Origin of the sequence: Nesterenkonia rhizosphaerae, assembly GCF_039544555.1 — a bacterium.
In the GTDB taxonomy this organism is placed as follows: Bacteria; Actinomycetota; Actinomycetes; order Actinomycetales; family Micrococcaceae; genus Nesterenkonia; species Nesterenkonia rhizosphaerae.
In genome coordinates, this window is record NZ_BAABLW010000007.1 from 1,779,357 (window position 1) to 1,802,739 (window position 23,383).

The 23,383-nt window shown below is 62.6% G+C and carries 22 protein-coding genes and 2 tRNA genes; 5 read left to right on the plus strand and 19 right to left on the minus strand.

Translation table 11 applies throughout. The features are described from left to right. Positions 1–2: 2 nt before the first annotated feature. Positions 3–854, minus strand: a complete 852-nt coding sequence (locus ABEA23_RS14035; protein ID WP_345478600.1) for a DNA-formamidopyrimidine glycosylase family protein — start codon at positions 852–854, stop codon at positions 3–5. Positions 855–989: 135 nt separating this feature from the next. Here ABEA23_RS14035 and ABEA23_RS14040 point away from each other — a divergent pair, with 135 nt between their 5' ends. Then, on the plus strand, positions 990–1,634 hold the full coding sequence (locus ABEA23_RS14040; protein WP_345478601.1) for an NAD(P)-dependent oxidoreductase: 645 nt from the start codon (positions 990–992) through the stop codon (positions 1,632–1,634). A gap of 57 nt (positions 1,635–1,691) precedes the next feature. Here ABEA23_RS14040 and ABEA23_RS14045 read toward each other — a convergent pair whose 3' ends face one another. The 8 genes from ABEA23_RS14045 to ABEA23_RS14080 all read right to left on the minus strand — a co-directional run bounded on the left by ABEA23_RS14045 (position 1,692) and on the right by ABEA23_RS14080 (position 10,819). Then, positions 1,692–2,435, minus strand: a complete 744-nt coding sequence (locus tag ABEA23_RS14045; protein ID WP_345478602.1) for a hypothetical protein — start codon at positions 2,433–2,435, stop codon at positions 1,692–1,694. Positions 2,436–2,498: 63 nt separating this feature from the next. Beyond that, a complete protein-coding gene (locus ABEA23_RS14050; RefSeq protein ID WP_345478603.1) occupies positions 2,499–3,395 on the minus strand; it encodes a C40 family peptidase in 897 nt (298 codons plus the stop codon). A 416-nt stretch (positions 3,396–3,811) separates the two neighbouring features. After that, positions 3,812–3,884: transfer RNA gene (locus tag ABEA23_RS14055), tRNA-Arg, on the minus strand. A gap of 70 nt (positions 3,885–3,954) precedes the next feature. Then, a complete protein-coding gene (locus tag ABEA23_RS14060) occupies positions 3,955–4,272 on the minus strand; it encodes an antibiotic biosynthesis monooxygenase family protein (protein ID WP_345478604.1) in 318 nt (105 codons plus the stop codon). Between the two features lie 4 nt (positions 4,273–4,276). Next, entirely contained in the window at positions 4,277–4,981 is a 705-nt protein-coding gene (locus tag ABEA23_RS14065) for a GntR family transcriptional regulator (protein WP_345478605.1), read from the minus strand. Beyond that, positions 4,978–6,771 (minus strand): gamma-glutamyltransferase family protein, encoded by a 1,794-nt coding sequence (locus ABEA23_RS14070; protein WP_345478606.1) that lies wholly within the window; start codon positions 6,769–6,771, stop codon positions 4,978–4,980. The genes ABEA23_RS14065 and ABEA23_RS14070 overlap by 4 nt, the downstream gene beginning before the upstream one ends. Before the next feature lie 790 nt (positions 6,772–7,561). Next, the gene (locus tag ABEA23_RS14075) at positions 7,562–9,694 is read right to left on the minus strand and encodes an intein-containing Rv2578c family radical SAM protein (protein WP_345478607.1); all 2,133 of its coding nucleotides are present in this window, start codon (positions 9,692–9,694) and stop codon (positions 7,562–7,564) included. 72 nt (positions 9,695–9,766) lie between these two features. Next, on the minus strand, positions 9,767–10,819 hold the full coding sequence (locus ABEA23_RS14080; protein WP_345478608.1) for a YeiH family protein: 1,053 nt from the start codon (positions 10,817–10,819) through the stop codon (positions 9,767–9,769). A 124-nt stretch (positions 10,820–10,943) separates the two neighbouring features. On the opposite strand from ABEA23_RS14080, the gene tgt reads away from it, so the two are divergent. Continuing rightward, complete coding sequence (tgt, locus tag ABEA23_RS14085) at positions 10,944–12,251, plus strand: tRNA guanosine(34) transglycosylase Tgt (RefSeq protein WP_345478609.1); 1,308 nt, start codon at positions 10,944–10,946, stop codon at positions 12,249–12,251. A 9-nt stretch (positions 12,252–12,260) separates the two neighbouring features. Here the strand turns inward: tgt and ABEA23_RS14090 are convergent, their stop codons facing one another. Next, the gene (locus tag ABEA23_RS14090; protein ID WP_345478610.1) at positions 12,261–13,247 is read right to left on the minus strand and encodes a 2-hydroxyacid dehydrogenase; all 987 of its coding nucleotides are present in this window, start codon (positions 13,245–13,247) and stop codon (positions 12,261–12,263) included. A gap of 57 nt (positions 13,248–13,304) precedes the next feature. Next, positions 13,305–13,697: a DUF4383 domain-containing protein gene (locus tag ABEA23_RS14095; protein ID WP_345478611.1), complete on the minus strand. Its 393-nt coding sequence runs from the start codon at positions 13,695–13,697 to the stop codon at positions 13,305–13,307. Positions 13,698–14,032: 335 nt separating this feature from the next. On the opposite strand from ABEA23_RS14095, the gene ABEA23_RS14100 reads away from it, so the two are divergent. Further along, positions 14,033–14,109, plus strand: a tRNA-Pro gene (locus tag ABEA23_RS14100). Positions 14,110–14,225: 116 nt separating this feature from the next. Further along, positions 14,226–14,681 (plus strand): hypothetical protein, encoded by a 456-nt coding sequence (locus tag ABEA23_RS14105; protein ID WP_345478612.1) that lies wholly within the window; start codon positions 14,226–14,228, stop codon positions 14,679–14,681. Between the two features lie 56 nt (positions 14,682–14,737). Here the strand turns inward: ABEA23_RS14105 and ABEA23_RS14110 are convergent, their stop codons facing one another. Continuing rightward, a complete protein-coding gene (locus ABEA23_RS14110; protein ID WP_345478613.1) occupies positions 14,738–15,187 on the minus strand; it encodes a hypothetical protein in 450 nt (149 codons plus the stop codon). A 95-nt stretch (positions 15,188–15,282) separates the two neighbouring features. Here ABEA23_RS14110 and ABEA23_RS14115 point away from each other — a divergent pair, with 95 nt between their 5' ends. Then, complete coding sequence (locus ABEA23_RS14115) at positions 15,283–16,575, plus strand: serine hydrolase (RefSeq protein WP_345478614.1); 1,293 nt, start codon at positions 15,283–15,285, stop codon at positions 16,573–16,575. Between the two features lie 126 nt (positions 16,576–16,701). On the opposite strand, the gene der is transcribed toward ABEA23_RS14115, so the two are convergent. The 7 genes from der to ABEA23_RS14150 are packed head-to-tail and all read right to left on the minus strand — an operon-like array spanning position 16,702 to position 23,373. After that, positions 16,702–18,222, minus strand: coding sequence for a ribosome biogenesis GTPase Der (der, locus tag ABEA23_RS14120; protein WP_345478615.1), 1,521 nt, complete (start codon positions 18,220–18,222; stop codon positions 16,702–16,704). Next, entirely contained in the window at positions 18,223–18,924 is a 702-nt protein-coding gene (cmk, locus tag ABEA23_RS14125; RefSeq protein WP_345478616.1) for a (d)CMP kinase, read from the minus strand. Beyond that, positions 18,921–20,063 (minus strand): prephenate dehydrogenase, encoded by a 1,143-nt coding sequence (locus tag ABEA23_RS14130; RefSeq protein WP_345478617.1) that lies wholly within the window; start codon positions 20,061–20,063, stop codon positions 18,921–18,923. The genes cmk and ABEA23_RS14130 overlap by 4 nt, the downstream gene beginning before the upstream one ends. Further along, positions 20,060–21,001 (minus strand): pseudouridine synthase, encoded by a 942-nt coding sequence (locus ABEA23_RS14135; RefSeq protein WP_345478618.1) that lies wholly within the window; start codon positions 20,999–21,001, stop codon positions 20,060–20,062. Before ABEA23_RS14135 ends, ABEA23_RS14130 begins: the two co-directional genes overlap by 4 nt. An 11-nt stretch (positions 21,002–21,012) precedes the next feature. Further along, positions 21,013–21,636 (minus strand): SMC-Scp complex subunit ScpB, encoded by a 624-nt coding sequence (gene scpB / locus ABEA23_RS14140; RefSeq protein ID WP_345478619.1) that lies wholly within the window; start codon positions 21,634–21,636, stop codon positions 21,013–21,015. Then, a complete protein-coding gene (locus ABEA23_RS14145) occupies positions 21,620–22,483 on the minus strand; it encodes a segregation and condensation protein A (RefSeq protein WP_345478620.1) in 864 nt (287 codons plus the stop codon). The genes scpB and ABEA23_RS14145 overlap by 17 nt, the downstream gene beginning before the upstream one ends. A 2-nt stretch (positions 22,484–22,485) precedes the next feature. After that, positions 22,486–23,373: a ParA family protein gene (locus ABEA23_RS14150; RefSeq protein WP_044496504.1), complete on the minus strand. Its 888-nt coding sequence runs from the start codon at positions 23,371–23,373 to the stop codon at positions 22,486–22,488. Between the last annotated feature and the right edge of the window lie 10 nt (positions 23,374–23,383).

The following is a 23,383-nucleotide window of genomic DNA, read 5'->3' on the forward strand; positions in this document are numbered from 1 at the left end:
GACTATTTCAGCAGTCTGTCCATGCCGCGGTCTGAGAGCTTCTTGCCCCCTGTCTGGCAGGTAGGGCAGTACTGGAAGCTGGAATCTGCATAGACGACTTGCTGAACACTGTCAGCGCAGACCGGACAGGATTCACCGAATCGGCCGTGAACTGACAAAGCTGATTTCTTCTCCTTCTTCAGCTCACTGGCCGGGTGCCCTTCGGTGCGGTCTATTGCCCCAAGAAGCACCTGGCGCATCGCAGCATAGAGCCGGGCGGCGTCGTCGTCGTTCATGTCCGCGGGGTGAAACGGCGACATCCGCGCAGCATGGAGGATTTCATCTGAGTAGGCATTGCCAATCCCGGCGAGTACCGACTGCTTGCGCAGTACTGTTTTGATCCGCGCCTTGCCCTGGCCAGCGAGCAGTTGCGCGAATTCCTCCTGATTCACTGCGAGGGCATCCGGACCCAGCTGTGCTATGCCGGGAACTTCTGCTGGGTCCTTGACCAGATACAGGGCTAAGGATTTCTTGGTTCCGGCCTCCGTGAAATCCACACCCGAACCATCCTCCAGCACCAGGCGCGCAGCGATGGCGCTCTTTCGTGGACGTGCCGACGGCGGAGCATCCTCGCGCCATCTGATCCACCCGGCCAAGGCCAAATGAACCACCAGATGCAACTCGCCGATCACAAAATCTAGGAACTTACCATGCCTGGTCACTGCCTGCACCTGAAGTCCATTCAGTGCCGAAGCAGGCGGATCAAAGGTCTTCAACGCGGTGAAAGACAGCAGGTCCAGGCGCTCAACGTGGCGGCCTCCCAGTCGGGAGCTCAGGTCAGCAGCTAGGGCGTGCACCTCAGGAAGCTCGGGCATAACCCATCCTAAGCACGTCAGCCTCCAGCCAGGGGCGCACCTGTGGGAAGTGTGGGGGCGCCGGGAAGTGTGGGGGCGCCGTCGTTGTTCTTGCACTGACCCCATTTGCGGACAACAACGGCAAGGAGCGCTTCGATGACACGAATCACAGTTCTAGGTGGCACCGGCTATGCTGGCGCAGCCATTGCGCAGGAGGCTGCAGCACGCGGACATGAGGTCACCGCTGTGGCACGACGGGCTACCGAGCAACAGGCTGAGGGGCCGCGCTATGTCAGTGGCGATGCTACCGACGGAACCTTCCTTAAAGAGCTTGCGCAGCAGACCGACGTGCTGATTCTGGCCCTGGCGCCGCGGGGCGATATGGAGGGCAAAGTGCTTGAGGTCGCCCAGACCCTCATTCCTATCGCCTTGGAGACCGGCATCCGCGTCGGCGTGATTGGCGGCGCCGGCTCCCTGAAAGTCGCCGAAGATGGTCCACGTCTGGTCGATACTGACGGCTTCCCCGAAGAGTTCAAGCCCGAGGCCTTTGAGCTGATCAGCGTATGGGAGAAGCTGCAGGGCAGCGATGACTCCCTGGACTGGTTCTACGTCAGCCCTGCCGCTGGTTTCGGCGCCTATAACCCCGGTGAGCGCAAGGGCAATTACCGGCTAGGCGGCGATGTTCTGCTCAATGACGAGGACGGCAACTCGGATCTCTCGGCCGAGGACCTTGCTATTGCGGTGGTAGATGAGATTGAGAAGCCCCGGCACCGGAGGACACGCTTCGCTGTAGCGTACTGAATTCCAACATAATGAAGGCCCGGAGACTGCGGATGTCTCCGGGCCTTCATTAATACGCTATTCCTTGGCAGTGCTGTCGCGGTCGTTCTGGTCCCGCGGCTCGCGCACTAGGAGGTACATGGCGCCCATGGTGACGATGCCTGCGGCGAAGGCCGCCGCGATCGCCCACTCCTCGCCCACCAGATTCTCAAGGAACATGCGAGCCTCAGACTCCGGGTCGATCAGCGCGATCACGACGAAGGCACCGACCACCAAGGTGGCCAGCACTTTACCGAGGTGCTGACGCCACTGGGATCTACCCTTCTTCCCCAGTGACTCCCCTGCTTTGGCTACCTGCTTGGCTCGCATCACGCGCAGGGCGCCTACGCTGCGCAGCAAACGGAAGAGCTGCATGGGGCCGACGCTGAAGATCACGGCGAGGGTCGCGACTACAGTGAGTCCAATCAGCCACCAGTTGCGCTGGACCCATTCGATCTTCTTCGGAGAGACCAGAAAGAGCACCACGGTCTCTACCACGAGCACGACTGTGGCTAGCCACAGTCCTATATGACCGATCATCTCGAAGGGCTCATCCAGCAGGGTCAGGAACACCGCTGGCACCGAGACGATCGCGGCGATCAGCACCGGCCAGGCCAGCCGGTTCTCCCAACGCTCCTCAATCTCGGTGGCCCGTTCCCCGGAGGCTCTTCCGGTCGCGGTTTCCCCGAGCTCTTTCACTGCTTGGGAAGCACTAGCTGCTCTCTGGGAGTTGCGGCTTCCCGGAGCGGCATCGTCGGATTCATCGCCTTGGGCTGAGTTCATCACCTCAGGCTAGAGGTCAAAACTCACAGTTGCTGACGAAACCCTAGGAAATCAACCACTGGGTCAGCCGCGGACGATGGCGTTGACCCGGTGCCAGCCCTCGTGCATGCCGTGCAGACGCACACCGCCGGATGGCGTTGCGGAGATGACCTGGCCGTTGCCGACGTAGATTGCGGCGTGGGAGGAACCGTTGGCCAGCACAATGTCACCGGGTTGCGGGCTGGAGACATGCTGCAGCGAAGCTTCCATTGCATAGGTGGTCCGGGGAAGTCCACCGCGGCCAGCCTGGTTGTAGACCCAATTGACGAAGCCGGAGCAGTCGAAACCAGCAGTGGAGGTGCCACCCCAGACGTAGGGTGAACCGATACCTGCATAGGCAGCCTGGACTAGGCCGTTGCCGTTGGTGGCTGGAGCTGGGGCGGCGCTGGAGGAGGCCACGGTTGTTCCGCTGCTGGTGTCAGCGGAGGCTGACTGCTGCGGGGCGGACTCAGCGGGCGCCGTCTGCTGAGGCGCGGATTCGGTAGGCGCGGTGGCCTGTGCAGGCTGAGACTGCGGAGTGGCCTGGGGCTCCTGGGCAGGCTGGACAGTGCCCTGGGGCTCAGCTGGTGCCTCAGCGGCTACGGTCTCTTCGACCGGTTCGGGCTGCGGTGCTGGTTCCGGAGCGGGTGTGCTCTTGACCATGGGGCGGTCAAAGCTCAGGGGGATGTCAGCGCCCGCGGCGACGGTCACTGCAGAGTTCGCAGATGCGGGCTCGGCCTGCAACGCAGCACCGAGGTCAATGGTGGTGGCCGCACGTCCTGCCTCTGCAGGAGTCTCGGCGTTGGCGGCGACTCCGCCACTGGCTACGAGTCCTGTTGCTGCCAGTGCGACTACAGTGGCCCGGCCGGTGAGAGTCGCGCGGCTCAGACGTGCAGTGCGACGCTGCTGTCCGCCGGAGCGGCTGTTGGTGTTGCTGGTCATTTCAAAGTCCTCTGTCTATTTGCGGTAGTTAGATGCTTCGCCTCCCCGGTGGGGCGAGACCAAGCAGCGGATCGACACGAGGGCCGTCCGAAGACACAGAGGACTATATAACAACTTCATAACGTATGTAACATCCGGATAACGAGAGGGACCACCGAGAAGGTGGCAACTGCGGCGGCCATCCTCTTCGATCCTTGAATTCTCGGGGATTTATGCCGCTTGTCGAGAGATCAGTCACTCTGGCGTTTCGGAGATAATCACGATCACATAACGAGCCGTTGCTAGGGTCCGGCCGTTGCCGCCACTTTTGGGGCCCAGCGAACTAAAGACCCGGCATTGGACCTGTGTGAGACGAATCGAAGCAAAGAAAAAGCCCCACATCTCCAAACAACGAGATGCAGGGCTTTTTCGCAGAGTGCCCCCGGCAGGATTCGAACCTGCGGCCTTTGGTACCGGAAACCAACGCTCTATCCCCTGAGCTACGGAGGCGGGGGTCAGCCCGTGAGCTGACCGATATAGGTTACCAGCACCGGTGGCTGGAACCTAGTTGGACACGATGTCAGCCAGTGACCGAGACCGTGTAGCTCCATAGTTCAGCAGACATGCCCACAGGCTTCTGACGAGGTTCGGCGTCGTCGTCGGTGTTTCCGTGGGACTTCTGGAATTGCTGAGAGTTGCGCCAGTTCTCGAAGTCATCCTCCGATTCCCAGCGGGTGATGACCAGCCAGGTGTTGCGACCATCTGTGGGCTGCAGCAGCTCATATCCCAGGAACCCGGGGGTGCCGTTCATCGAGTCATGACGGGCGGCGAAGCGCTTACCGAGTTCATCGCCTGAACCCTCCGGGACGGTGATGGCATTGATCTTGATAACGCTCATGGATTCAGTCTCTCACCTCTGCCGAGGAAGCAGCTTGCTTCGCTGCAATGTGCTTAAAGTATGACTCCTTGGACTTCCGCACATGCCCGCTCATCAGCTCCACCGCACGCAGTGGATCCCCTGCATCGATGGCCGAGAGAATCTGGTGGTGTTCCGCCCACGCCTGGCCGCCGCGCTGAGTGAGATTCACTGAATACAGCCATTCGATGCGGCCAGAGATCTGCTCCTGCAGTGACGCCAGCGTCGCGCTGCCGCTGAGCTCAGCCACCAGCTGATGGAAACGCATATTCAGTGCAGCCAGCTCCCTGAAGTCACCACTGGAGACTGCCGCATCGCCAGCAATCAGCACCTGGCCCAGCTGATCGCGCAGCTGCTGGAATCCAGCGCCCCCTCCCCCGGCGCTCGCAATATTCCGGGAACGCTCAGCTGCCCGCCGCGCCGTCGCACCTTCTAGCTCGATGCGAATCGCGAAGAGATCGGCCGCATCATCATCAGGGACTGCAGCCACCCTCGCCCCCGCATAGGGGCGAATCTCCACCAGCCCCTCGGCTGCCAGGGCCCGCAATGATTCCCGAACCGGGATCCGCGAGACCTGGTAGCGCTCAGCCAGCAGTGCTTCTGTCAGTCGCGAGCCGGCGGGGAGTTCTCCGTTGATGATGTCTCCCCGGATCTGTTTGGTCACAGTCCCGGAACGAGAATCGCGAGTCATCGTCCTGCTGCGTAGCCCTGCGCCTGACGCGGGTTCGCGGCGGCCTGCAGCCGCCCAGTAGCCGGGTCACGGGTCACGCAGGAGAGCCGGCCCAGCGTCCAGTCGCCTGCATGAGTGATGCGGTGCCCGCGGTGCTCCAGCCCGGAGATGACCTCCTCTCCCAACCGGTCCTCAACGACGGCGCCCCCGGGAGTCCACTGGCGCGGCCAGAAGGAAGACGGCAAGGCGGTGGTATGCAGCGCCGGAGCATCAATGGCCTGCTGCGGAGTGTGCCCGCCCACCAAATAGCGCAGCAGGAAAAGCAGCTGCCACTGGTCCTGTTGGTCTCCACCGGGAGTGCCCAGGGCCATCACTGGCTGGCCGTCTTTAAACACCAGCGTAGGGGTCAGCGTGGTGCGCGGACGCCGGCCAGGCTGCAGCGCACTGGGCGACTCCGGATCCAGCCAGTTCATCTGCAGTCGGGTACCCAGCGGGAAACCCAGCTCAGGGATCGTAGGTGAGGACTGCAGCCACCCTCCAGAGGGGGTCGCTGAAATCATGTTGCCCCAGCGGTCCACGACGTCGATATGGCAGGTATCGCCCTTGGTCTCACCATCGCGGCTGACTGTGGGCTCTCCCCCACCGAATGCGCTGCCGCTTCCGCCGTCGGCTTCCTCCAACAGCGGCAGGACCTTCTTCATGCCGGGAATGTCCCCTGGCCGGAACTCCAGGGAGGCCTCTTCGCTGATGAGTTGACGACGCTGTGCCGCGTAGTCATCGCTGAGCAGTGTCTCCAGGGGGACCTGGCCATCGGCATAGTAGGTATCCCGGTCAGCCATTGCCAGCTTCAGCGCCTCCAAGATGGTGTGTGCGCCCAACTCAGTGCCGGGATCCAACCGGTGGTCCTCGAAGCCGTCGAGGATTTTCAGGGTCTGCAGCAGGACAGGTCCCTGTCCCCACGGTCCGATTTTGGCGATCGTGTAACCGCGGAACTCAATGCTGACGGCGTCTTCATAACCGGCTGAGAAGCTGGCGAAGTCCTCGGCGGTGATCACACCGGCGTAATCGCCGCCGTCGGAGTGGCGGTGGGATGTAGTGACGAAATCTGCGGCCACTCGGGCGACCTTGCCGGTCTTCCACTGCTGACGTGCCGCATCGATCCGCTCCTCTCTGCTGGAAGTGTCACTTCCTGCCTCGATGAGCTCCCGCAGGACCTGGGCGTAGGGGCGGTTGGTGATGATCTGACCTGGCTTCGGGATCTCCCCGTCTGGCATCCAGTGCTGGGCCGAGGTCGGCCAGTGCGTCTCGAAGAGTTCCTTGACGGTGCGGATGGTTGCCGGCACACGCGGAACCACCGGGTGACCGTTTTCGGCGTAGTCGATAGCGAATGCCAGGACATCGGCGAGATCCCATGTGCCGTGATCGCGCAGCAGTAGAAGCCAGGCGTCGACGGCGGCCGGCACCGCCGCTGCCAGGGCGCCGGCTCCGGGCACCCGGTCAAGGCCAAGGCCTGTGTAGTGCTCCAGAGTTGCCGCTGCCGGGGCGGGCCCCTGACCCATCAGAACTGTGGGGTGGGAAGGATCCTCCGCGGTGACAAAAAGTCCGGTCATATCCCCGCCGGGTCCATTGAGATGAGGCTCCACCACGTGCAGCACAAACGCTCCGGCGACGGCGGCGTCAAAAGCATTGCCCCCGCGTTCCAGCACTGCCTGGGCAGAGGCGGTGGCAAGCCAGTGGGTGGAGGCAGACATCCCGAAATGCCCTTCCAAGGTGGGCCTGGTGGTGAAGTCCTCTGCGTGGGTGAATGTCATAGATCCGGTGTCCTTTCATGAAGCGCGTCACATCGAAGCCTGATTGCATACAATCACGTCTTTGTTTCGGGAGCGTAAAAGGACACCGGCAACCGGCCGCCGTGAAGGCTGGTCACGAAAGGTGAGGTCACTGTGCCCCACGGCAGGAGAGCCCTCCTTAGGCGGCGCCATCTTCCCATGCGTGACGAGCATCTCTAGACTGAGCGCGCGATGCGATGAGGAGAAGAACGTGCACCTTGACGGCCACAGCTCTAGCTTTTTAGGCGGAGTGCCCCATGTCTCAGCAGATGAGCGCGAACGGATCATAGTTGCAGGGGACAGGCGCGAGAGAGGCACGCTGGCCATGCAGCCTGACTTGTCGTCGAGGCACGCTGAAGCGGTAGCTTGTTTCCCTGAAGCGGACGTTGCACAGATGCTGATATTTGGCTCTAGCACCTCCGCAGCACTCGATCTTCTCGCTGAAAGACACCCGAGCTTGCGAGTCATGGCGGGTAAGGACCCCAACGCCTCCGTTGAACTCAAAATGGCAGCCCCACTTTTCGAGCACTCGGAAGTCAACCTTGAGTTGTTCATGGACGCCGTTGGGGCAACACCGGAACAGCGGGTGGCCCTTTTCGCAGAATTTCGACAGGGACGCCCTCCGGGTGGACCGAGCCTCGGTGAAGTATGGGCGCGATTGAACCGTCACCCAAGAGATAGAGGTCCGCTTGAGTAACGTCCAGCCCTCGCCGAAGGTCAGCACCGTCAACATCGAGGAAGGACACCGGCAACCGGCGGTCTTAAAGGCTAGTCAGAACAGCGCGGGCTGGCCCGTGGGCGTGAGCTCCAGTCCTGGGAGTTCAGACTGGGAAGCATCCCAGGCAGGAGAGTCCAGCGGCTTCTCCGGCGAGACCCGCTCCCGCCAGGTGACATCGGAGTGCCGCTCAAAACCGTGACGACGGCGGGCCTCGGCAGCCCGCTTTCCCAACCATTGCCGGTACTCACTAGAGACATATGTGCTGAACCCGCCTTTGGCACTGCGATAGATACGGCGATATTTAGGCACAAGCTCCGGATACTCTGCGGCAAGCCATTGCATGAACCACTCGCGGGCACCGGGCCGCAGATGCAGGGCACCAGTGCTGACCCAGTTGGCTCCGACCTCCGCTAAGGATGAGTGCAACTGGTCGAGAGCGGCCGTGGAGTCCGTAAGCCACGGCAAGATCGGCATGGCCAATACGTTGCACTCCAGGCCAGCGTCGGTGATTGCTTTAATCAGGTTCAGCCGGGCGCGTGGGTCAGGAGTCCCAGGTTCCACCTTTTGCTGCAACTGCGGATCGGTCATGGCCAAGGAAACTGCCACCGATACCGGCACGTGCTGGGCCGCTTCAACAAGGAGAGGCAGGTCCCGCTTAAGCAGCGGGCCTTTGGTGAGAATAGAGAACGGTGTCCCGGATTCAGCTAAGGCCCGAATAATCCCAGGCATGAGCTGATAGCGCCCTTCAGCGCGCTGATAGGGATCGGTATTGGTTCCCAACGCCACGTGCTCACGCTTCCAGGAAGGCTTATTCACCTCAGCACGCAGCACCTCGGCAATATTGGTCTTCACCACGATCTGCGTATCGAAGTCTTTGCCAGAGTCCAGATCCAGATACTCGTGAGTCTTGCGCGCGAAGCAATTGTGGCTGATCACCCCGTTGGCAATGAAGTCCCCAGTTCCAGTTGTGATGTCCACCATGTCCTGGTCAGACCCAAGGTCCTCCACACTCTGGACCCGGAGGTCTGAGAATGTCTTCACGGCTTTCCCCAGGAGGGTCAACTTCCTCGTTATGGCAGGATCCGTTAGCTGAAAGAAGCGGCGGTACGAGGCCCTGCCCCCGGTGATTCGGATCGTCGTCACTCCATTCGGAGCAACAGGTTCCCGAATGAATGGAATCCCCAAGACACCTAATGCACTCTCTAGGTGCCACAGGATTTCATCATCCTTGTTCGAGACCCTTAGCGCGCTCCCCGACAATGATCCTTCGGCATCGAATATGCCTGATAGGAACCCCTTGCACCAGTCCTCACTCAGTGTTTCTGGCCAACGAATCACTTCTTTAATACGCTGATAACCGTCCCGTGTCGCGGTGAAAATACCTGTCATAGCCGCACGCTTTTCAGTTTGCGTCGTGAATGGCCGGAAGGTAGTGGAAACCCCCTCGGCGGCAAGGAACTCGTGACTGCGTATCAGCGCTTCTGAGTCGGCCAAAGCGAGCCGGAAAATCGTCACCCTGTAGGGCTTTCCCGTGCTTTTCCGTGTGTATGTTCGATCGACGAGCATTCCGTCACCCCGGATCATGCCACCCAAGTAGCCGCGTCGATACTCGAGACTCTGCTGTGGCGGCATATAACCAGCTAGGGCACCGCCCAGACCAAAACCCATTAGTTTATTGTTGACCGTCAAATGCGGTCGTTGGCTCGCTACGGCAGGCTCTTGTGCAACAAACTTCCATCCGCGTTCAGTCAGAAACCGGTGATCTCGGCTCGCGACCAGCTCCGTACCATCCGCGAGGGTAATGCGCTGTGCACGTTTCCTCGTGCGCCAGGCAGCACTGACATCTGTGGCAACAAAGTAGCGGTAGCGCCCTCTGAGCTCTGTACCTACTATTCGATCGCCCACTTTTATCTCTGCAATAGGTTTATGCCGCCCATCAGCCATGAGGACTAGCGTTTCGGGACTCAGGCAATAGACACAGCGGTGGAGACATCCGCGAGTGGGATTCACGGTCCAACGGAACGGCATATTCGACTGCTCCGGAACCCGGTTCAGCGCACTCTTTGCGGCAACCTCATGGAAGGTCACGCCCTCAAAGTCCGGAGTGCGCACACTGCGGACCAAGCCCTTCATAGGAAGAAGTGCCGCGCCGTCGTCGTCAGCAATCTTCTGGCCCTGCCATCGCATGCACCTATTCGAACATAGATTCGAACCAGTGTCGAGGGCAGGTGTCGAGGTCTCGCGGTCGGCGCTCCTCCCCTACAGCAGCAGCCACACTCCCAAGAGCGCAACTCCGCCAGCAATGAGGGAACCTGCCGCGCCCAGTGCCAGTGCCGGGCCGCCTGTGCGTCGGAGGTCTTTGAGGTTCACCGCCGCACCGATTCCCACCATCGCCACGGTCAGCAACATGGTGGTCACCTGGGCAATAAAGTCTGCGGCTCCTGGTTCAGGAGGCCAGAGCGAGTTCAGTGCTACTGCGGCCAGAAAGCCGACCACGAACCATGGCAAAAGCGGTGGTCGCTTTCCACCCGCGAGGCCCTGTTGGCCCTTCGCCTGCCCGCGGGATTCCCCCAGCCGCAGCGTCACCACTGCCGGTGCCAACAGCAGGACTCGGGCTAGCTTGACCATGGTGGCCACCGATAGTGCAGTGGCGCCTACTAGGCCACCCGCGGCCACCACCTGCCCCACCTCGTGAACACTGGCCCCGATCCACACGCCGGCTTCACGCTCACCCAAACTCAGCATCGGAACCAGGACCGGCAGGACCAGCATGGCCACGGTGCCGTAGAGAGTCACCACAGCCAGTGCGGTGGCGGTGGCCGACTCAATGTGCCGGCCCTGAGCATCGCGTCCATCGCCACGGTCCAGTACTGAAGCGGCCGCAGCCACTGCCGATGCGCCGCAGATGGAAGTACCGGTGGCCAGCAGCGCCGTCGTCGTCTTATCTGCCCTCATCAAGGGACCAAGTAGGCGCATCCCGAAGAAGGTCACCACCACGGTGACCAGCACAATGACGATGACCTCGGCCCCGAGCCCAAGCACATCCCCTACCGCCAGTTGCAGCCCCAACAGCACAATGCCCAGCCGCAGCGGGAACTTCGCGGACCATTTCAGCCCGGTCTCTGCCCAGTCCGGGACCCACCCCAGCGTGCGCAGAGCGATACCCAGGATTATGGCTACCAGCAGACTGGAGACCGGAACCCATTCTGCGATCAGCCGGTGGGCGGCAGCGGCGATGATGAGTGCAAGCGCCACCCCCGGCCAGAGCCGGTAGGCGGTTCGCTGCAGGTTGTTCCAGGTGAAGTCAGGCACCGGCCTAGTCTAGGAGGCGCGCGGTGCCCCACGCTGCACAGTCCTTGGCGGAGGATCCCGGCAACATCTACGTCCGCTAAACCAGCGCGGATCCGGGTTTGGTCGGCCCGACTAGAATCGACGGGTGCCCGATACACCTGTTGCCCCAGCCGCCGACCCCTTCGCCCCGAGCCCGGAATCCGCGCCCCCACATCCCCAGGCGAACCGGGACAGCTTCGGCTATCAGGTCCATGACCGGATCGAAGGAGCACTGGGACGTACCGGCACCATCGACACCCCGCATGGTCAGATTCAGACCCCGGCCTTCATTCCGGTAGCCACTAAGGCCACGGTCAAGGCCGTGCGTCCAGATGAGATGAGCGAACTCGGCGCCCAGGCGGTGCTGGCCAACGCGTATCACCTGAACCTGCAGCCGGGCACCGATATCCTCGACGCCGCCGGCGGGCTCGGGAAGTTCATGAACTGGCCGGGCCCCACCTTCACCGATTCCGGCGGATTCCAGGTCATGAGCTTGGGCTCGGGGTTCAAGAAGACCATCTCCATGGACTCCTCGCGGGTAGCTAACGACGACGCCGTGGCCCCTGAGCATGAGCGCCGCGCGTTTGTGGATGACGACGGCGTGACCTTCAAATCCCATATTGATGGGACCATCCACCGCTTCTCCCCTGAGATCTCCATGAAGCTGCAGCATGAGATCGGGGCGGACATCATCTTCGCCTTCGACGAGTTGACTACGCTGTTCAACACCCGCGAGTACCAGGTGGAGTCTTTGGAGCGCACACGCCTGTGGGCGCAGCGCTGCCTGGTGGCCCATCGGGAGCTGACCGCTGAACGCAGCCACCGCCCGTATCAGGCGCTTTTTGGTGTGCTGCAGGGGGCACAGTACGAGGATCTGCGTCGCAAGGCCGCCCAGGATCTTGGCGCCATGGAGGTTCAGGGGCAGTCCTTTGACGGCTTCGGCATTGGCGGCGCCCTGGAGAAGGAGAATCTGGGCACCATTGTGGGCTGGGTCTCTGAGGAACTGCCGGAGAATAAGCCCCGTCATCTGCTGGGCATCTCCGAACCGGAGGACTTCTTCACCGCCATTGAGAACGGCGCTGATACCTTCGACTGCGTGCAGCCCTCACGGGTGGCGCGTAACGGCCGGGTCTACACCGCCGATGGTTACTTCAATATTCCGCAGGCCAAGTTCAAGCGGGACTTCTCCCCTATTGAGGAGTCCTGCGGCTGCTACACCTGCCAGAACTACTCCCGGGCCTATCTGCATCACCTCTTTAAGGCCAAGGAGATGCTGTACTCCACACTGTGCACCATCCACAACGAGTACTTCACCGTCACCCTGGTGGATAAGATCCGCGAGTCCATCACACAGGGCCGCTTCTATGAGTTCCGCGATGAGGCACTGGGACGCTATCAGGGGCGCAAGGCTTAACCCTGCTGCTTAGGCCCCCGGAAGCGCCACGGGGGTCAACGGGCCGCGGCCTGCGAGCACCTCAGCGATATTGCGGGCTGCCAGGGTTGCCATCCGATGCCGCGTCGCATCACCGGCCGAGCCGATATGCGGCAGCAGCACTACCTGGTCCAGAGCCATCAGACGCTCATTGACCTGCGGCTCAAATTCATGCACGTCTAGACCGGCTCCTGCTAGGTGTCCGTTCTCCAGCGCGTCCGCAAGTGCTTCCTCATCCACCAACGGGCCCCGCGCCGTATTGATCAGCCAGGACCCAGGTCTCATGCTCTGCATCTGCGCTGCGGAGATCAGGTGACGAGTGCTCGGATCGAGCGGACAATGCAGACTCAGCACATCGATGTGCGGCAACAGGTCATCCAGAGTGGAGGGTACTACGCCGAGGGCACGAGCTTCCTCAGAGGTCGCGCGGCTGCCAGTAGCCAGGATCCGCATGCCGAAGGCTTGAGCGCGTCGAGCCACTGCCATGCCTATGCGCCCGAGCCCTACAATGCCCAGCACCGCACCGGCGGAGACGTCCAGGCCGACGAAGTCTCGCGGTCCCCAGGTCCACGCGGTGCCGCTGCGGATGAATCTGTCGGCTTCTGCAATCCGACGCACGCTGCCCAGAAGAAGGCCCATGGTCAGATCAGCCACGGCGTCGTCGAGCACTCCCGGAGTATTGGTGATGGTCACCGCGCGCTGGGCTGCCGCGTGCAGATCAATGTTGTCGTAGCCGACCCCCATGTTCGCCACGATCTTCAGCTGCGGACCGGCGGCTTCGAGGAACTCGGCGTCGATGCGGTCAGTGACCATGCTGAGCACAGCTTCCGCTCCAGCGACCCCGCTGAGCAGTTCGGCGCGGCTTGGTGGTTCTGGGGTGTCCGGTGGTGATTCCACGGCCGGCAGCTCATTGCTGTGCAGGGCGCTGAGTGAGTTCCCGGGCAGGGACCGGGTGACATAGATATGGGGCGCGGTCATAGCCAGAGGCTACCGCGCCCCATATCAGTGTGTCAGCGTCTCACGCTGCCTGAGTGCTCAGTGTCGACCAGTGATCGTCGAATGGCGGTCGTGGTCGCGCACCGGCATGAAGGCGATCGTGAGAGCAGCAATGCCCACCACCAAGTGGAAGCCGATATCAAAGCCGGTAAATCCGGTGGGCAGCAGCCCGAACAGGGTGTCATCTGCAAGAGCCAGCAGACCCATCAGCACATACATGGCACCGACGATGATGATCAGAGTCTTGGCGGCGGCATGGCTAGCCGGACCGAAGCCCACGTACAGCAGCGCCGCGCCAATAATGATGCGGATGATGTCCAGCGGGAGATCCACATTCATGATCCCCAGCAGGTGATCATCGGTAATGAAGAGGCCGACGACGCCCAGCAAAAGAACTACGACGCCGAGAATTCTTGCGGTGAGGCGATGCATAAACAGTCTCCTTACCTTCGTCTGTGAAGCGAACCAAGTGGTCCGCACAGTGGCAGAGTAACCCCCGCGGCCCTTCATCGTCGATGATTCTGTAGCTAAAACTGCAGGTCAGAAGTGAACTCTAAGGAAACTCCCAGCTCAGTGCAGACTCCCACCTGAGCTCAAGGCTGCACTCAGCGAAAAAGCAGGAGTCGACGCTATTTTCAGCCGTATACCGCGGGCTTTTCTTGCGGCCCGACGGCGGGTTCCCTGTGTCCGATGAGACGCAGGCTATTTTTATGATGTAGACTGTTCCGGTGCTTCCGACAGGAAACTGACTCGGCAAGTCACGGTTTCGGGCTATAGCGCAGCTTGGTAGCGCGTCCGTCTGGGGGACGGAAGGTCGTGGGTTCAAATCCCGCTAGCCCGACCAACAGTTAAGCCCCTGCTTCCCAGCGATTATGCGGAAAGCAGGGGCTTTTTTATGCACCCTGCATGCTCTCGCCCAGGCGCTATGTTTAGTGATTAACTGGTGCCGTGCCAAGAACCATGAATCCTAGAGTCTTACTGGCCTGCGCCGCGCTGATGATCACCGTAATCAGTACCAGCGCCTGCGAAGCCGTCATCGCAGACGAGCTTGAATCTGCAGCCAACGACCCCGAGCTGCGTGAGGTCCAGGACCGATTCGAGTCCATGGACGAGATTCACGGCGAAACGCACGGCCAGACGGTCATCGAGACACCTCACACAGGAAGGCTGTGGCTGCTGACTCGCCGCGCCAGCCTGCCGCATGTCGGCCCCCAAGACTGCACGATCGGCGAGCTCCCGTTGGGAGAGGCAAGCGAAAACCTCAATATCCCAGAACCGCAGAGCCTGGACGCTGAGGGCCGCCGTCAAACGCATTTCGCCTTCGCAGCGGTTGAGGTTCCGGAATCAGGCACTTATGAGCTGGAGTGCGATCTCGACGCTGAGACGCTGATCCTGCTCATGGAACCCGACTCCTAGGCCCTGCCCCTGCGGGAGGGCGCTCAGTCTCACCCAAAAGTGCACCCGCTGACCCGTTAATCTCTCGCCGCTTGCGCGTCGCGCAGCAGATCAGCCCGCTGGGTACGGCCCATCAGCCGGTACGCCAGCTCCCACTCCTGCGGACGGGCCAGCACCAGTCCTTGCCACTGATCCCCCGCGCGGGCAGGTATGTGCACCGGCCCCTCGGGGGTCTCGATCGTGAATCTGGAAATGATGTCGATGGCGTGGTCCTCAGCGCTCACCCGGAATAACCCCGCGGAGCGGAAGACGCCTGCCGGTCCTAGCCGCTCATAGCGGCACTCCAGCACTTCCAGGACCTCCTGAACCGCCTCGGGTGCCGCATCGGTGAGCAGATCCCAGTCCTGGACTTCCTCCACCAGACCCAAAGAAGCGGGCACCGCCGAGCCGCCCACCACGCTGTGTATACCCCGGGCCGCGAACTTCTGCTGGATCTCCACGATCAAAGACAGGGGTGGCTGTTTCATGCATGGCATCCTACGCGCCGTCGAAATCCCAGGGATTCAGCCTTCATCCTTTTACTCTGATCCCTATGCACTCGCGTCTTCCCCTTTTAGCGAGTGTGCCTGGGAAATCTGTTGCCGGTGCGCTGACCGCTGCACTGCTGATCACCGGATGCACACCGCCTGCTGAATCATCCGCTGCCTTTGGCGCGCCCCTCTCTGCCGAACCTGCAGTCCTGACTGTCAGCCAGCAGTCCCCGAGCCCGGACTCAGCTGCCGCCACCTCGCCGGAGGAACTATCAGCACGCGCCGCGGCCAGCTCCCTGGCGGCCCGGCTGAGTGCTTCCTACCAGGGCGCACAGCCCCAGTCAGCATCGGCCACCTCGGAACACGCCCGCACTGTGACGAATCCTCAGCGGGGATTCACCGATCGGGTGCTGCCGCGCAATGAGGTCCGGTCATTCGCCGCCTCACTGGCCCAAGCACACCACACAGCACAAGAAGAAGCCGCTCGGCAGGAAGCTGAAGCCGCCGAACAAGCCCGCCAGCAGCGCGAAGCCGAAGAACGTGCTGAACGAGAACGCACACAACAGGAACGCGCAGAACAACAGCGCGCTGAGGCAGAGGCTCAGACACAAGAGTCCGCCGCGGAACAAGCCCGTCAGGCAGAACCAGTGCCCACTGCTGAGCCGACTCCCCCGCCGTCGTTCTCTGAGCCCACGGTTTTCAGCGGTGACCTCAGCGCCTATCTGGCTCAGCTGGCGGCTAGCTACCCTGGACAGATCTCCATCAGCCTGGTGGAGGTCGGCGGACAGGGGCGCCGCGCCTCAGTAGGCGGGGATACCCGATACACCACCGCCAGCACCTATAAGCTCTACCTGGCCTACAGCATCCTGCGCCGGGTAGAGGCCGGCAGTCTCAGCTGGGATGAACCCGTCACCGGCGGTCGCAATGTTGCCCAGTGCTTCCAGGACATGATCGTGCTCAGCGATAACCCCTGCCCCGAGGTGCTGGGCCCCAAGCTCGGCTGGCCCAGCATCTACGACGACGCCCGCGCAGCAGGTGCCACCGGCACCGGGCCCGGTGAGGGCAACTCCGGCATCAAGACCACCACCGACGACCTCACAGCTCTGTTGCTGCGTCTGGAGTCAGGGCAGCTGAACATGAGCGGAGGCAGCCATGACCGGCTGCGCAATGCGTTGGGCGCCAATATCCACCGGCAAGGGATCCCCGCCGGCAGCACCGGGCAGGTCCTGAATAAGCCAGGCTTCATCAACGGCTACCTCCACGACGCCGCCATTGTGCGCCATCCCGGAGGCAGCTATGTCATCAGCATCATGAGCCAAGGCTCCAGCTGGGACGCCCTGGCCGGAATCACCCGCGATGTCGAGACAGCCCTGGGCTACCGCTAGCCGATACGCATACGGTGGCGCACTCTGACCGTATTCGGCTCCTCAACAAGCCAGAAATAACGTCAAACTGCGCCACCGTGTGAAGCAGACACACCAGCTGCATCCTGTGGGCCTACGTCAAGCAACTTATTTGCGGCGCTTGCGCTTCTCGCGCACCCGCATCTGCACCTCAATGGGCGTACCAGTGAAGTCGAAGGTCTCGCGCAGTCGGCGGGTGATGAACCGCCGGTAACCGGGGTCCAGGAATCCAGTGGTGAACAGCACGAACTTCGGCGGACGCGAGGCAGGCTGGGTCGCGAAGAGAATACGCGGCTGCTTCCCACCACGCACCGGATGCGGATGAGCCGCCACCAGTTCGCCGAGGAAGGCGTTGAGCCGACCAGTGGAGATCCGCTGCTCCCAGTTGGTCAGCGAAGTGGACAGCGCAGGTGCCAGCTTGTCCTTATGCCAACCGGTCTTCGCCGACACATTGACCCGCGGTGCCCAGGCCACATGGCCCAGATCGCGTTCGATCTCACGCTCCAGGTAGTACCGGCGCTCTTCATCGAGCAGGTCCCACTTGTTATAGGCCAGCACCAGGGCGCGTCCGGAGTCCACGGCCATCTGGATGATGCGCACATCCTGCTCGGAGACCGGCTCATCAACAGCCAGCAGCACCACCGCCACCTCGGCCTTATCCAGGGCGCGCTGGGTGCGCAGCATGGCGTAGTACTCCGAACCGGAGGCCATATGCTGACGACGCCGAATGCCGGCGGTATCCACAAAGCGCCACTGCTCGCCGCCGAGCTCAATCAGCTCATCGACCGGATCACGCGTGGTGCCGGCGACATTGTCCACCACCACGCGCTCAGACCCGGCCAACTTATTCAGCAGCGAAGACTTGCCCACATTGGGCCGTCCCACCAGGGCCACGCGGCGCGGACCGCCCAGCGGGATCATTCCTCCGTGCTGAGCGGTATCCGGCAGCGCCTTCATTGCGGCATCCAGCAGGTCACCGGTACCGGTGCCGTGCAGAGCTGAAACCGGGAACGGCTCGCCGAGGCCGAGGTTCCACAGCGGGTAGACCTCGCTCATCTGGACAGTGGAATCGATTTTATTGGCCGCCAGCAGCACCGGCTTCTTCTTCCGGCGCAGCATCTTGACCACGGCTTCATCCACCGCGGTGGCGCCCACCAGGCCATCGAGCACAAAGACGACGGCGTCGGCCTCGTCCACGGCGATCTCTGCCTGTTCGGCCACGCGCTTATGGACGCCCTTGGCGTCAGCCTCCCAACCGCCGGTGTCCACCAGGGTGAAGTCCTTGCCGTTCCATTCCGCGTCATAGGAGACGCGGTCCCGGGTCACCCCGGGGACGTCCTCCACCACGGCTTCCCGGGAACGGATGATGCGGTTGACCAGGGTGGACTTACCCACATTGGGGCGTCCCACGATGGCCAGCACCGGGGGCGCGGGCACATAGGGGATGTAGTCGCCGTCGTCGTCCTGATGCTGCAGGAGGTAGGCGTCCTCCTCGTCCAGCTCATAGTCTTCGAGCCCGGCGCGCAGAGCCGCTGCGCGGGCCTCGGCCTCATCCTCGGTGATGGCGGCGAGCCGCTCGGCCAGCCGGTCCTCATCACCGGTGGGCGTGTATTCCTCTTCGTCTGCCATCTACAGTGCTTTCTGCTTAGTGTCGGACTGCTGTACGGCCGCAATACGGCTCAGCAGCGAGTCCACGGTCTCCTGGAAGCTCAGATCTGAGGAGTCCAGAACGGCCACGCCGTCGGCGGCCTCGGTAAAGTTCGATGCCGCGGAGTCTTTCTTGTCCCGCTCCAGCACCTGTCGCTGCAGGGCTTCTGCGGACTGTGCCGCCCCGGATTCTGACTCCAGCTGCAGACCACGACGGCGAAGCCGGGCCTCGGCGGAGGCGGTCAGCAGCACCCGGACCTGGGCGTCGGGAGCCACCACAGTGGTGATATCGCGGCCTTCGGCCACAATGAACCCGGATTCATCAATGATGCGGCGCTGCGCGTTGATCAGCAGCTGGCGAGCCTTGCGGTTGGTAGCGACCTCGCTGACCGCCTCGGAAATACGGGGCTCGCGAATGGCTTCGGTGACGTCGGTCTGACCGATGGTGATCACCTGATGCTGCGGGTCGGTGGAGATTTTCAGCGGCAGTTCCTCCACGGCGAAGGCAACAGCGTCCTCGTTATCCAGATCCACCTGCTGGTCCAGGCAGTACCAGGTAGCGGCCCGGTACATGGCACCGGTGTCCAGGTAGTCGGCGCCCAGCTGAGTTGCTGCAGCCCGGCATACGCTGGACTTGCCGGAGCCGGAGGGCCCGTCCACGGCAATGATCAGTCTGTCCTTCACGAAAGCACCACTTTCCATCCGATATTCGTCAGCGCCTGGGCCAGTTCTTCACGCTTGCCCGGAAGCACGGACACCTCCACCATACCTACCTGGTGGCCCGCGGAATGCTCCATGCGCAGGTCTTCGACGTTGACCCCGATGTCTGCGATGTCATTGAGCACCGCAGCGATCTGTCCGGGCTTGTCATCAACGATCACCGTGACCACGGCGAAGGACTGCGGTGGGGCACCATGTTTACCGGGCACTCGGGCCACACCGGCGTTGCCCTCGGCAATCAGCTGAGCAATATCAGCCTGTCCGCCAGGGGCGGTGGGGGCCTCCAAGGTGGTGATCAGGCGCTGGATGTCCTCTCGCAGCCCGTAGAGGATCTCCACCACCGGCTGCGCATTGGCTGAGAGGATCTGCACCCACAGATTCGGATCGCTGGCGGCGATGCGGGTGACATCACGCAGGCCATTTCCAGAGAGCGCCAGAGCATCTGCTGGGGCGTCCTGGAGGCGGGAGGCCACCAGCGAGGCCGCCACCTGCGGCAGATGTGAGATCAGCGCCACAGAGTCATCGTGGGTGGAAGGGTCCATGCGGTGGACGCTGGCCCCGAGCGTGCGGGCCAGCTGGACGGCGTCGGCGACTGCAGTCTCTGCCGATAGTTGCTCGCCGGTGCTCAGATCAACTGCCGGGCACACCACCCAGGGCATGGAGGTGAACAGTTCGCCACGGGCGGCAACCGGACCGGATTTCTCCCGGCCGGCCATCGGGTGGGTGCCCACATAGCGGCTGAGGTCGGTGCGGGTCAGGGCAGTCTCAGCATCAGCTGCCATCTCCAGCAGCCGCGCTAGGATCCCGATTTTCACTGAGGCAATATCGACGACGACGGCCTCCGGGTAGCTGACCAGCGCGTTGGCGACTTCAACGGCCACAGCCTCAGGTGGGGCGGCAACGATCACCAGCCCTGGGAGGTCCTCGCCTGCGTCACCAAGACGGATGCCGGCACCGATGTCCTGGGCGATGGCTTCCGCCGTCGGGGAAGGATCTGAGAGCAGCACGGTGTAGTGGGCAGCACGCAGTCCCAGTCCGATGCTGGTACCGAGCAGACCTGTGCCGCGGATCAGGATGGGGGCGGTGACAGGAGCGACCATCATGAGCGCTCCTCCGCCGTGCCTGATGCCAGATCTCTTAAGTGACCGATCTCCTGCGGGCCCAGCGACCGCAGAGTACCCTGTGGCTGGTCACCGATTGTGATGCGGCCGATGCCGGTGCGCACCAGACGCTGGACGGGATGGCCGATCGCTTCGAACATGCGGCGCACAATCCGGTTGCGCCCGGAGTGCAGGGTCACCTCCACCATGGTGCGCCGGCCGGCAGAGCCCAGAATCCGGCAGGTGTCAGCGGCAATAGGACCGTCCTCCAGCTCAATGCCGCGCTCAAGCTGTTTGGCGGTCTGCTTGGACACGCTGCCGGCAGCCTCCACCAGGTAGGTCTTGGGCACCTCATAGGAGGGGTGGCTGAGCCGATTGGCCAGTTCGCCGTCGTTGGTCAGCAGCAACAGACCCTCGGTGTCATAGTCCAGACGGCCCACGTGGAAGAGCCTGGCCCGACGCTGCTCGGAGTTAAGGAAGTCGTCAATGCTGCGGCGACCCTCTGGGTCGCTCATGGTGGACATCACCTTCGCCGGCTTGTTGAACATCACGTACTGGTGCTCAACATCGAGGTTGACCTGCACGCCGTCGACGTGGATAGTCACCTGCTGCGGATCTACCCGCACACCGGGTTCGACGACGACTTTGCCGTCCACGCTGACCCGCCCCTCGGCGATAAGGTCTTCGCAGACCCGACGCGAGGCCACTCCGGCTTGGGCCAGGACCTTCTGCAGGCGCACGCCATCGGGGGTGTGCACTGCCTCGAAGTTGGCTTCAGCCTCGTCCTGGCGGGGCTTGGAGCGCTGCGGTTGGGAGACGATCAGCCGTTCCGGATGCTCGCCTGCAAACGGCCCGCCGCGCTGCCCCGGGTTCGGGGTGCGAGCGGCCCGCGCTGCCCGCGGCGCCGGCTTGTTCTGGCGGCGCTTTCCCGAAGATGTCATGGTAAAGAATTCTAGCGGTCCCCGGCCTCATCAACCTCATCGAGGTCTTCGACCCCGGGCAGGTGGGGAGACAGCCGGGGCAGGTCCGCTATGGAGTCCAGACCCAGCCGCTCCAGGAATTCCGCTGTGGTGGTGTAGAGGGTGGCACCGGTCACGGGGTCTGTGCCCGCGGTGTCCAGCAGTCCGCGCTGGACCAGGGTGCGGACGACGCCGTCCACGTTGACACCGCGGATGGCTGCCACCGCCGAGCGGGAGACCGGCTGTCGGTAGGCCACTACCGCCAGGGTCTCCAAAGCGGCCTGGGAGAGCCGCGAGGTCTGACCTCCCAGCACAAAGGCTGATACCTGTTCCGCGTAGCGCAGACGCGAGTAGAAGCGCCAGCCACCGGCAACTTCGCGCAGCTCATACCCGCGCTGTCTGGCTGGGCGGGCTTCTTCCGGAGTCCCGGTGATGGGCGTGCCGTCGGCGTCTGCTTTGAGCTCATCCAGCAGCGGGACGATTTGGTGCTCAGGCAGCTTCACCGCGGTGGCCAGTTCTGCCGGGGTGACAGGCTCCTCGGTCACCATCAGCACAGCCTCGAGCGCTGCGAGGGCTTCTTCATGGCTGAGCTGCTCGCGTTCAGGTGTCGCTGTCATCCGGTTCTTCCTCTTGATCGTCCTGATCCCATTCGGCAGCTGCGCGGGAAGCTGAGCTGGCGGCGTCGTCGTCGGTTCCTGACCAGCGCACCAGCAGCTCGCCTAACGGGATCTCCTGGTCAAATTCCACCTGCCGGTCCCGGTACAGCTCTAACAGGCCCAAGAAACGCACGACGACGACCAGCCGGTTATCGGCCTCGGCGACCAGCTCCGTGAAAGTGGACTCCCCGCCAGCCCGCAGCTGCTGGGTCATCAGCGCCATCTCTTCACGGACATTGACCGCGTGGGCGTGCAGGTGCTCCAGCTTTACATGGTCTGGTTCGAGCTCTTTCCGCGAGAAGGCGCGTTCGGCAAGGGCTTTGATATCTGCGGCGGTGGTGTTCCACACCAGCTCCGGCAGCAGACCGGCTAAGTCCGGATGCACTCCTGGGCGGCGCGGGAAGCGGCCTGCGTTCTCGGAAACTGCTGTATTGAGCTGCTCGGCGATCTGCTTGAACGCCCGGTACTGCAGCAGCCGCGCAAAGAGCAGGTCACGAGCTTCCAGCGCCGCAATATCCTCTTCTGACTCCACCTGCGCCCCGGGCAGCAGCTGAGCGATCTTCAGGTCCAGCAAGGTCGCCGCCACAAAGACGAAATTGGAGGACTCATCCAGGGCCTTCTGCGCGTCCAGGGTGCGCACATAAGCGATGAACTCGTCGGTGACCTCCGCCAAGGCGACCTTGGTGACGTCCATTTTGCGCTTGGCGATGAGGCCTAGCAGCAGGTCAAAGGGCCCATCGAAGCCCTGCAGGCTGACGGTGAAGCCAGCATGGCTTTCGACCTCAGCCTCAGGCTGCCCCAGAGACATGATCAGGCAGAGGCCCCGCGCAGGATCAGCTCACGGGCCAGCTGGCGGTAGGCTTTGGCGCCCTCATGTTTGGTGGCGTAATTGGTGATGGGCTCCGCGGCTACTGTGGCGTCGGGGAACTTCACCGATCGCTTGATGACGGTTTCGAATACTTTGTCGCCGAAGGCTTCCACGATCCGTTGGATGACTTCCTTGGCGTGGGTGGTCCGCAGATCCACCATGGTGACCAGCACGCCGTCGACTTCCAGGTCAGGGTTGATGCGGTCCTGGACCTTCTCGATGGTCTCCTTCAGCAGCGCCACGGCACGCAGTGCGAAGAACTCCGCCACCAGCGGGATGATCACACCATGGGCAGCTGTCAGAGCATTGACGGTGAGCAGGCCGAGGGAGGGCTGGCAGTCAATGAGAATGACGTCGTAGTCATCGCGCACCTGACGCAGCGCCCGCTCCAGCACCTGCTCGCGGCCCACCTCAGTGACCAGCTGGACTTCAGCAGCGGAGAGGTCGATATTCGCCGGCAGCAGGTCCACTCCGGGCACATGGGTGCGGATCAGCGCGTCATGGACCGAGACGCTGCGATCCATCAGCACGTTGTAGACGGTGGTATCCAGATCATGGGGAGCTGCCCCGAAGCCAGCAGAAAGTGCGCCCTGCGGGTCAAAGTCCACCATCAGGACGCGGCGACCGTACCCGGCCAATGCGGCACCTAGATTGATGGCGCTGGTGGTCTTTCCCACCCCGCCTTTCTGGTTGACCATGGCGATGATCCGTGCGGGGCCGTGCGAGTCCAGCGGCAGAGGTTCGGGGAACTCATGCTTGGGCCGCCCGGTGGGACCGATGATCGCGTCACCATGGATGGTGAAGAGCTCGGTGGGCTGCTGGTCAGTCATGCTCCATACC

Coding starts and splice junctions, on each gene's coding strand:
- ABEA23_RS14035 (WP_345478600.1), bottom strand. CDS start 854: ATGCCCGAGCTTCCTGAGGTGCACGCCCTAGCTGCTGACCTGAGCTCC.
- ABEA23_RS14040 (WP_345478601.1), top strand. CDS start 990: ATGACACGAATCACAGTTCTAGGTGGCACCGGCTATGCTGGCGCAGCC.
- ABEA23_RS14045 (WP_345478602.1), bottom strand. CDS start 2,435: ATGAACTCAGCCCAAGGCGATGAATCCGACGATGCCGCTCCGGGAAGC.
- ABEA23_RS14050 (WP_345478603.1), bottom strand. CDS start 3,395: ATGACCAGCAACACCAACAGCCGCTCCGGCGGACAGCAGCGTCGCACT.
- ABEA23_RS14060 (WP_345478604.1), bottom strand. CDS start 4,272: ATGAGCGTTATCAAGATCAATGCCATCACCGTCCCGGAGGGTTCAGGC.
- ABEA23_RS14065 (WP_345478605.1), bottom strand. CDS start 4,981: ATGACTCGCGATTCTCGTTCCGGGACTGTGACCAAACAGATCCGGGGA.
- ABEA23_RS14070 (WP_345478606.1), bottom strand. CDS start 6,771: ATGACATTCACCCACGCAGAGGACTTCACCACCAGGCCCACCTTGGAA.
- ABEA23_RS14075 (WP_345478607.1), bottom strand. CDS start 9,694: ATGCGATGGCAGGGCCAGAAGATTGCTGACGACGACGGCGCGGCACTT.
- ABEA23_RS14090 (WP_345478610.1), bottom strand. CDS start 13,247: ATGACCGCGCCCCATATCTATGTCACCCGGTCCCTGCCCGGGAACTCA.
- ABEA23_RS14095 (WP_345478611.1), bottom strand. CDS start 13,697: ATGCATCGCCTCACCGCAAGAATTCTCGGCGTCGTAGTTCTTTTGCTG.
- ABEA23_RS14105 (WP_345478612.1), top strand. CDS start 14,226: ATGAATCCTAGAGTCTTACTGGCCTGCGCCGCGCTGATGATCACCGTA.
- ABEA23_RS14110 (WP_345478613.1), bottom strand. CDS start 15,187: ATGAAACAGCCACCCCTGTCTTTGATCGTGGAGATCCAGCAGAAGTTC.
- der (WP_345478615.1), bottom strand. CDS start 18,222: ATGGCAGACGAAGAGGAATACACGCCCACCGGTGATGAGGACCGGCTG.
- ABEA23_RS14130 (WP_345478617.1), bottom strand. CDS start 20,063: ATGATGGTCGCTCCTGTCACCGCCCCCATCCTGATCCGCGGCACAGGT.
- ABEA23_RS14135 (WP_345478618.1), bottom strand. CDS start 21,001: ATGACATCTTCGGGAAAGCGCCGCCAGAACAAGCCGGCGCCGCGGGCA.
- scpB (WP_345478619.1), bottom strand. CDS start 21,636: ATGACAGCGACACCTGAACGCGAGCAGCTCAGCCATGAAGAAGCCCTC.
- ABEA23_RS14145 (WP_345478620.1), bottom strand. CDS start 22,483: ATGTCTCTGGGGCAGCCTGAGGCTGAGGTCGAAAGCCATGCTGGCTTC.
- ABEA23_RS14150 (WP_044496504.1), bottom strand. CDS start 23,373: ATGACTGACCAGCAGCCCACCGAGCTCTTCACCATCCATGGTGACGCG.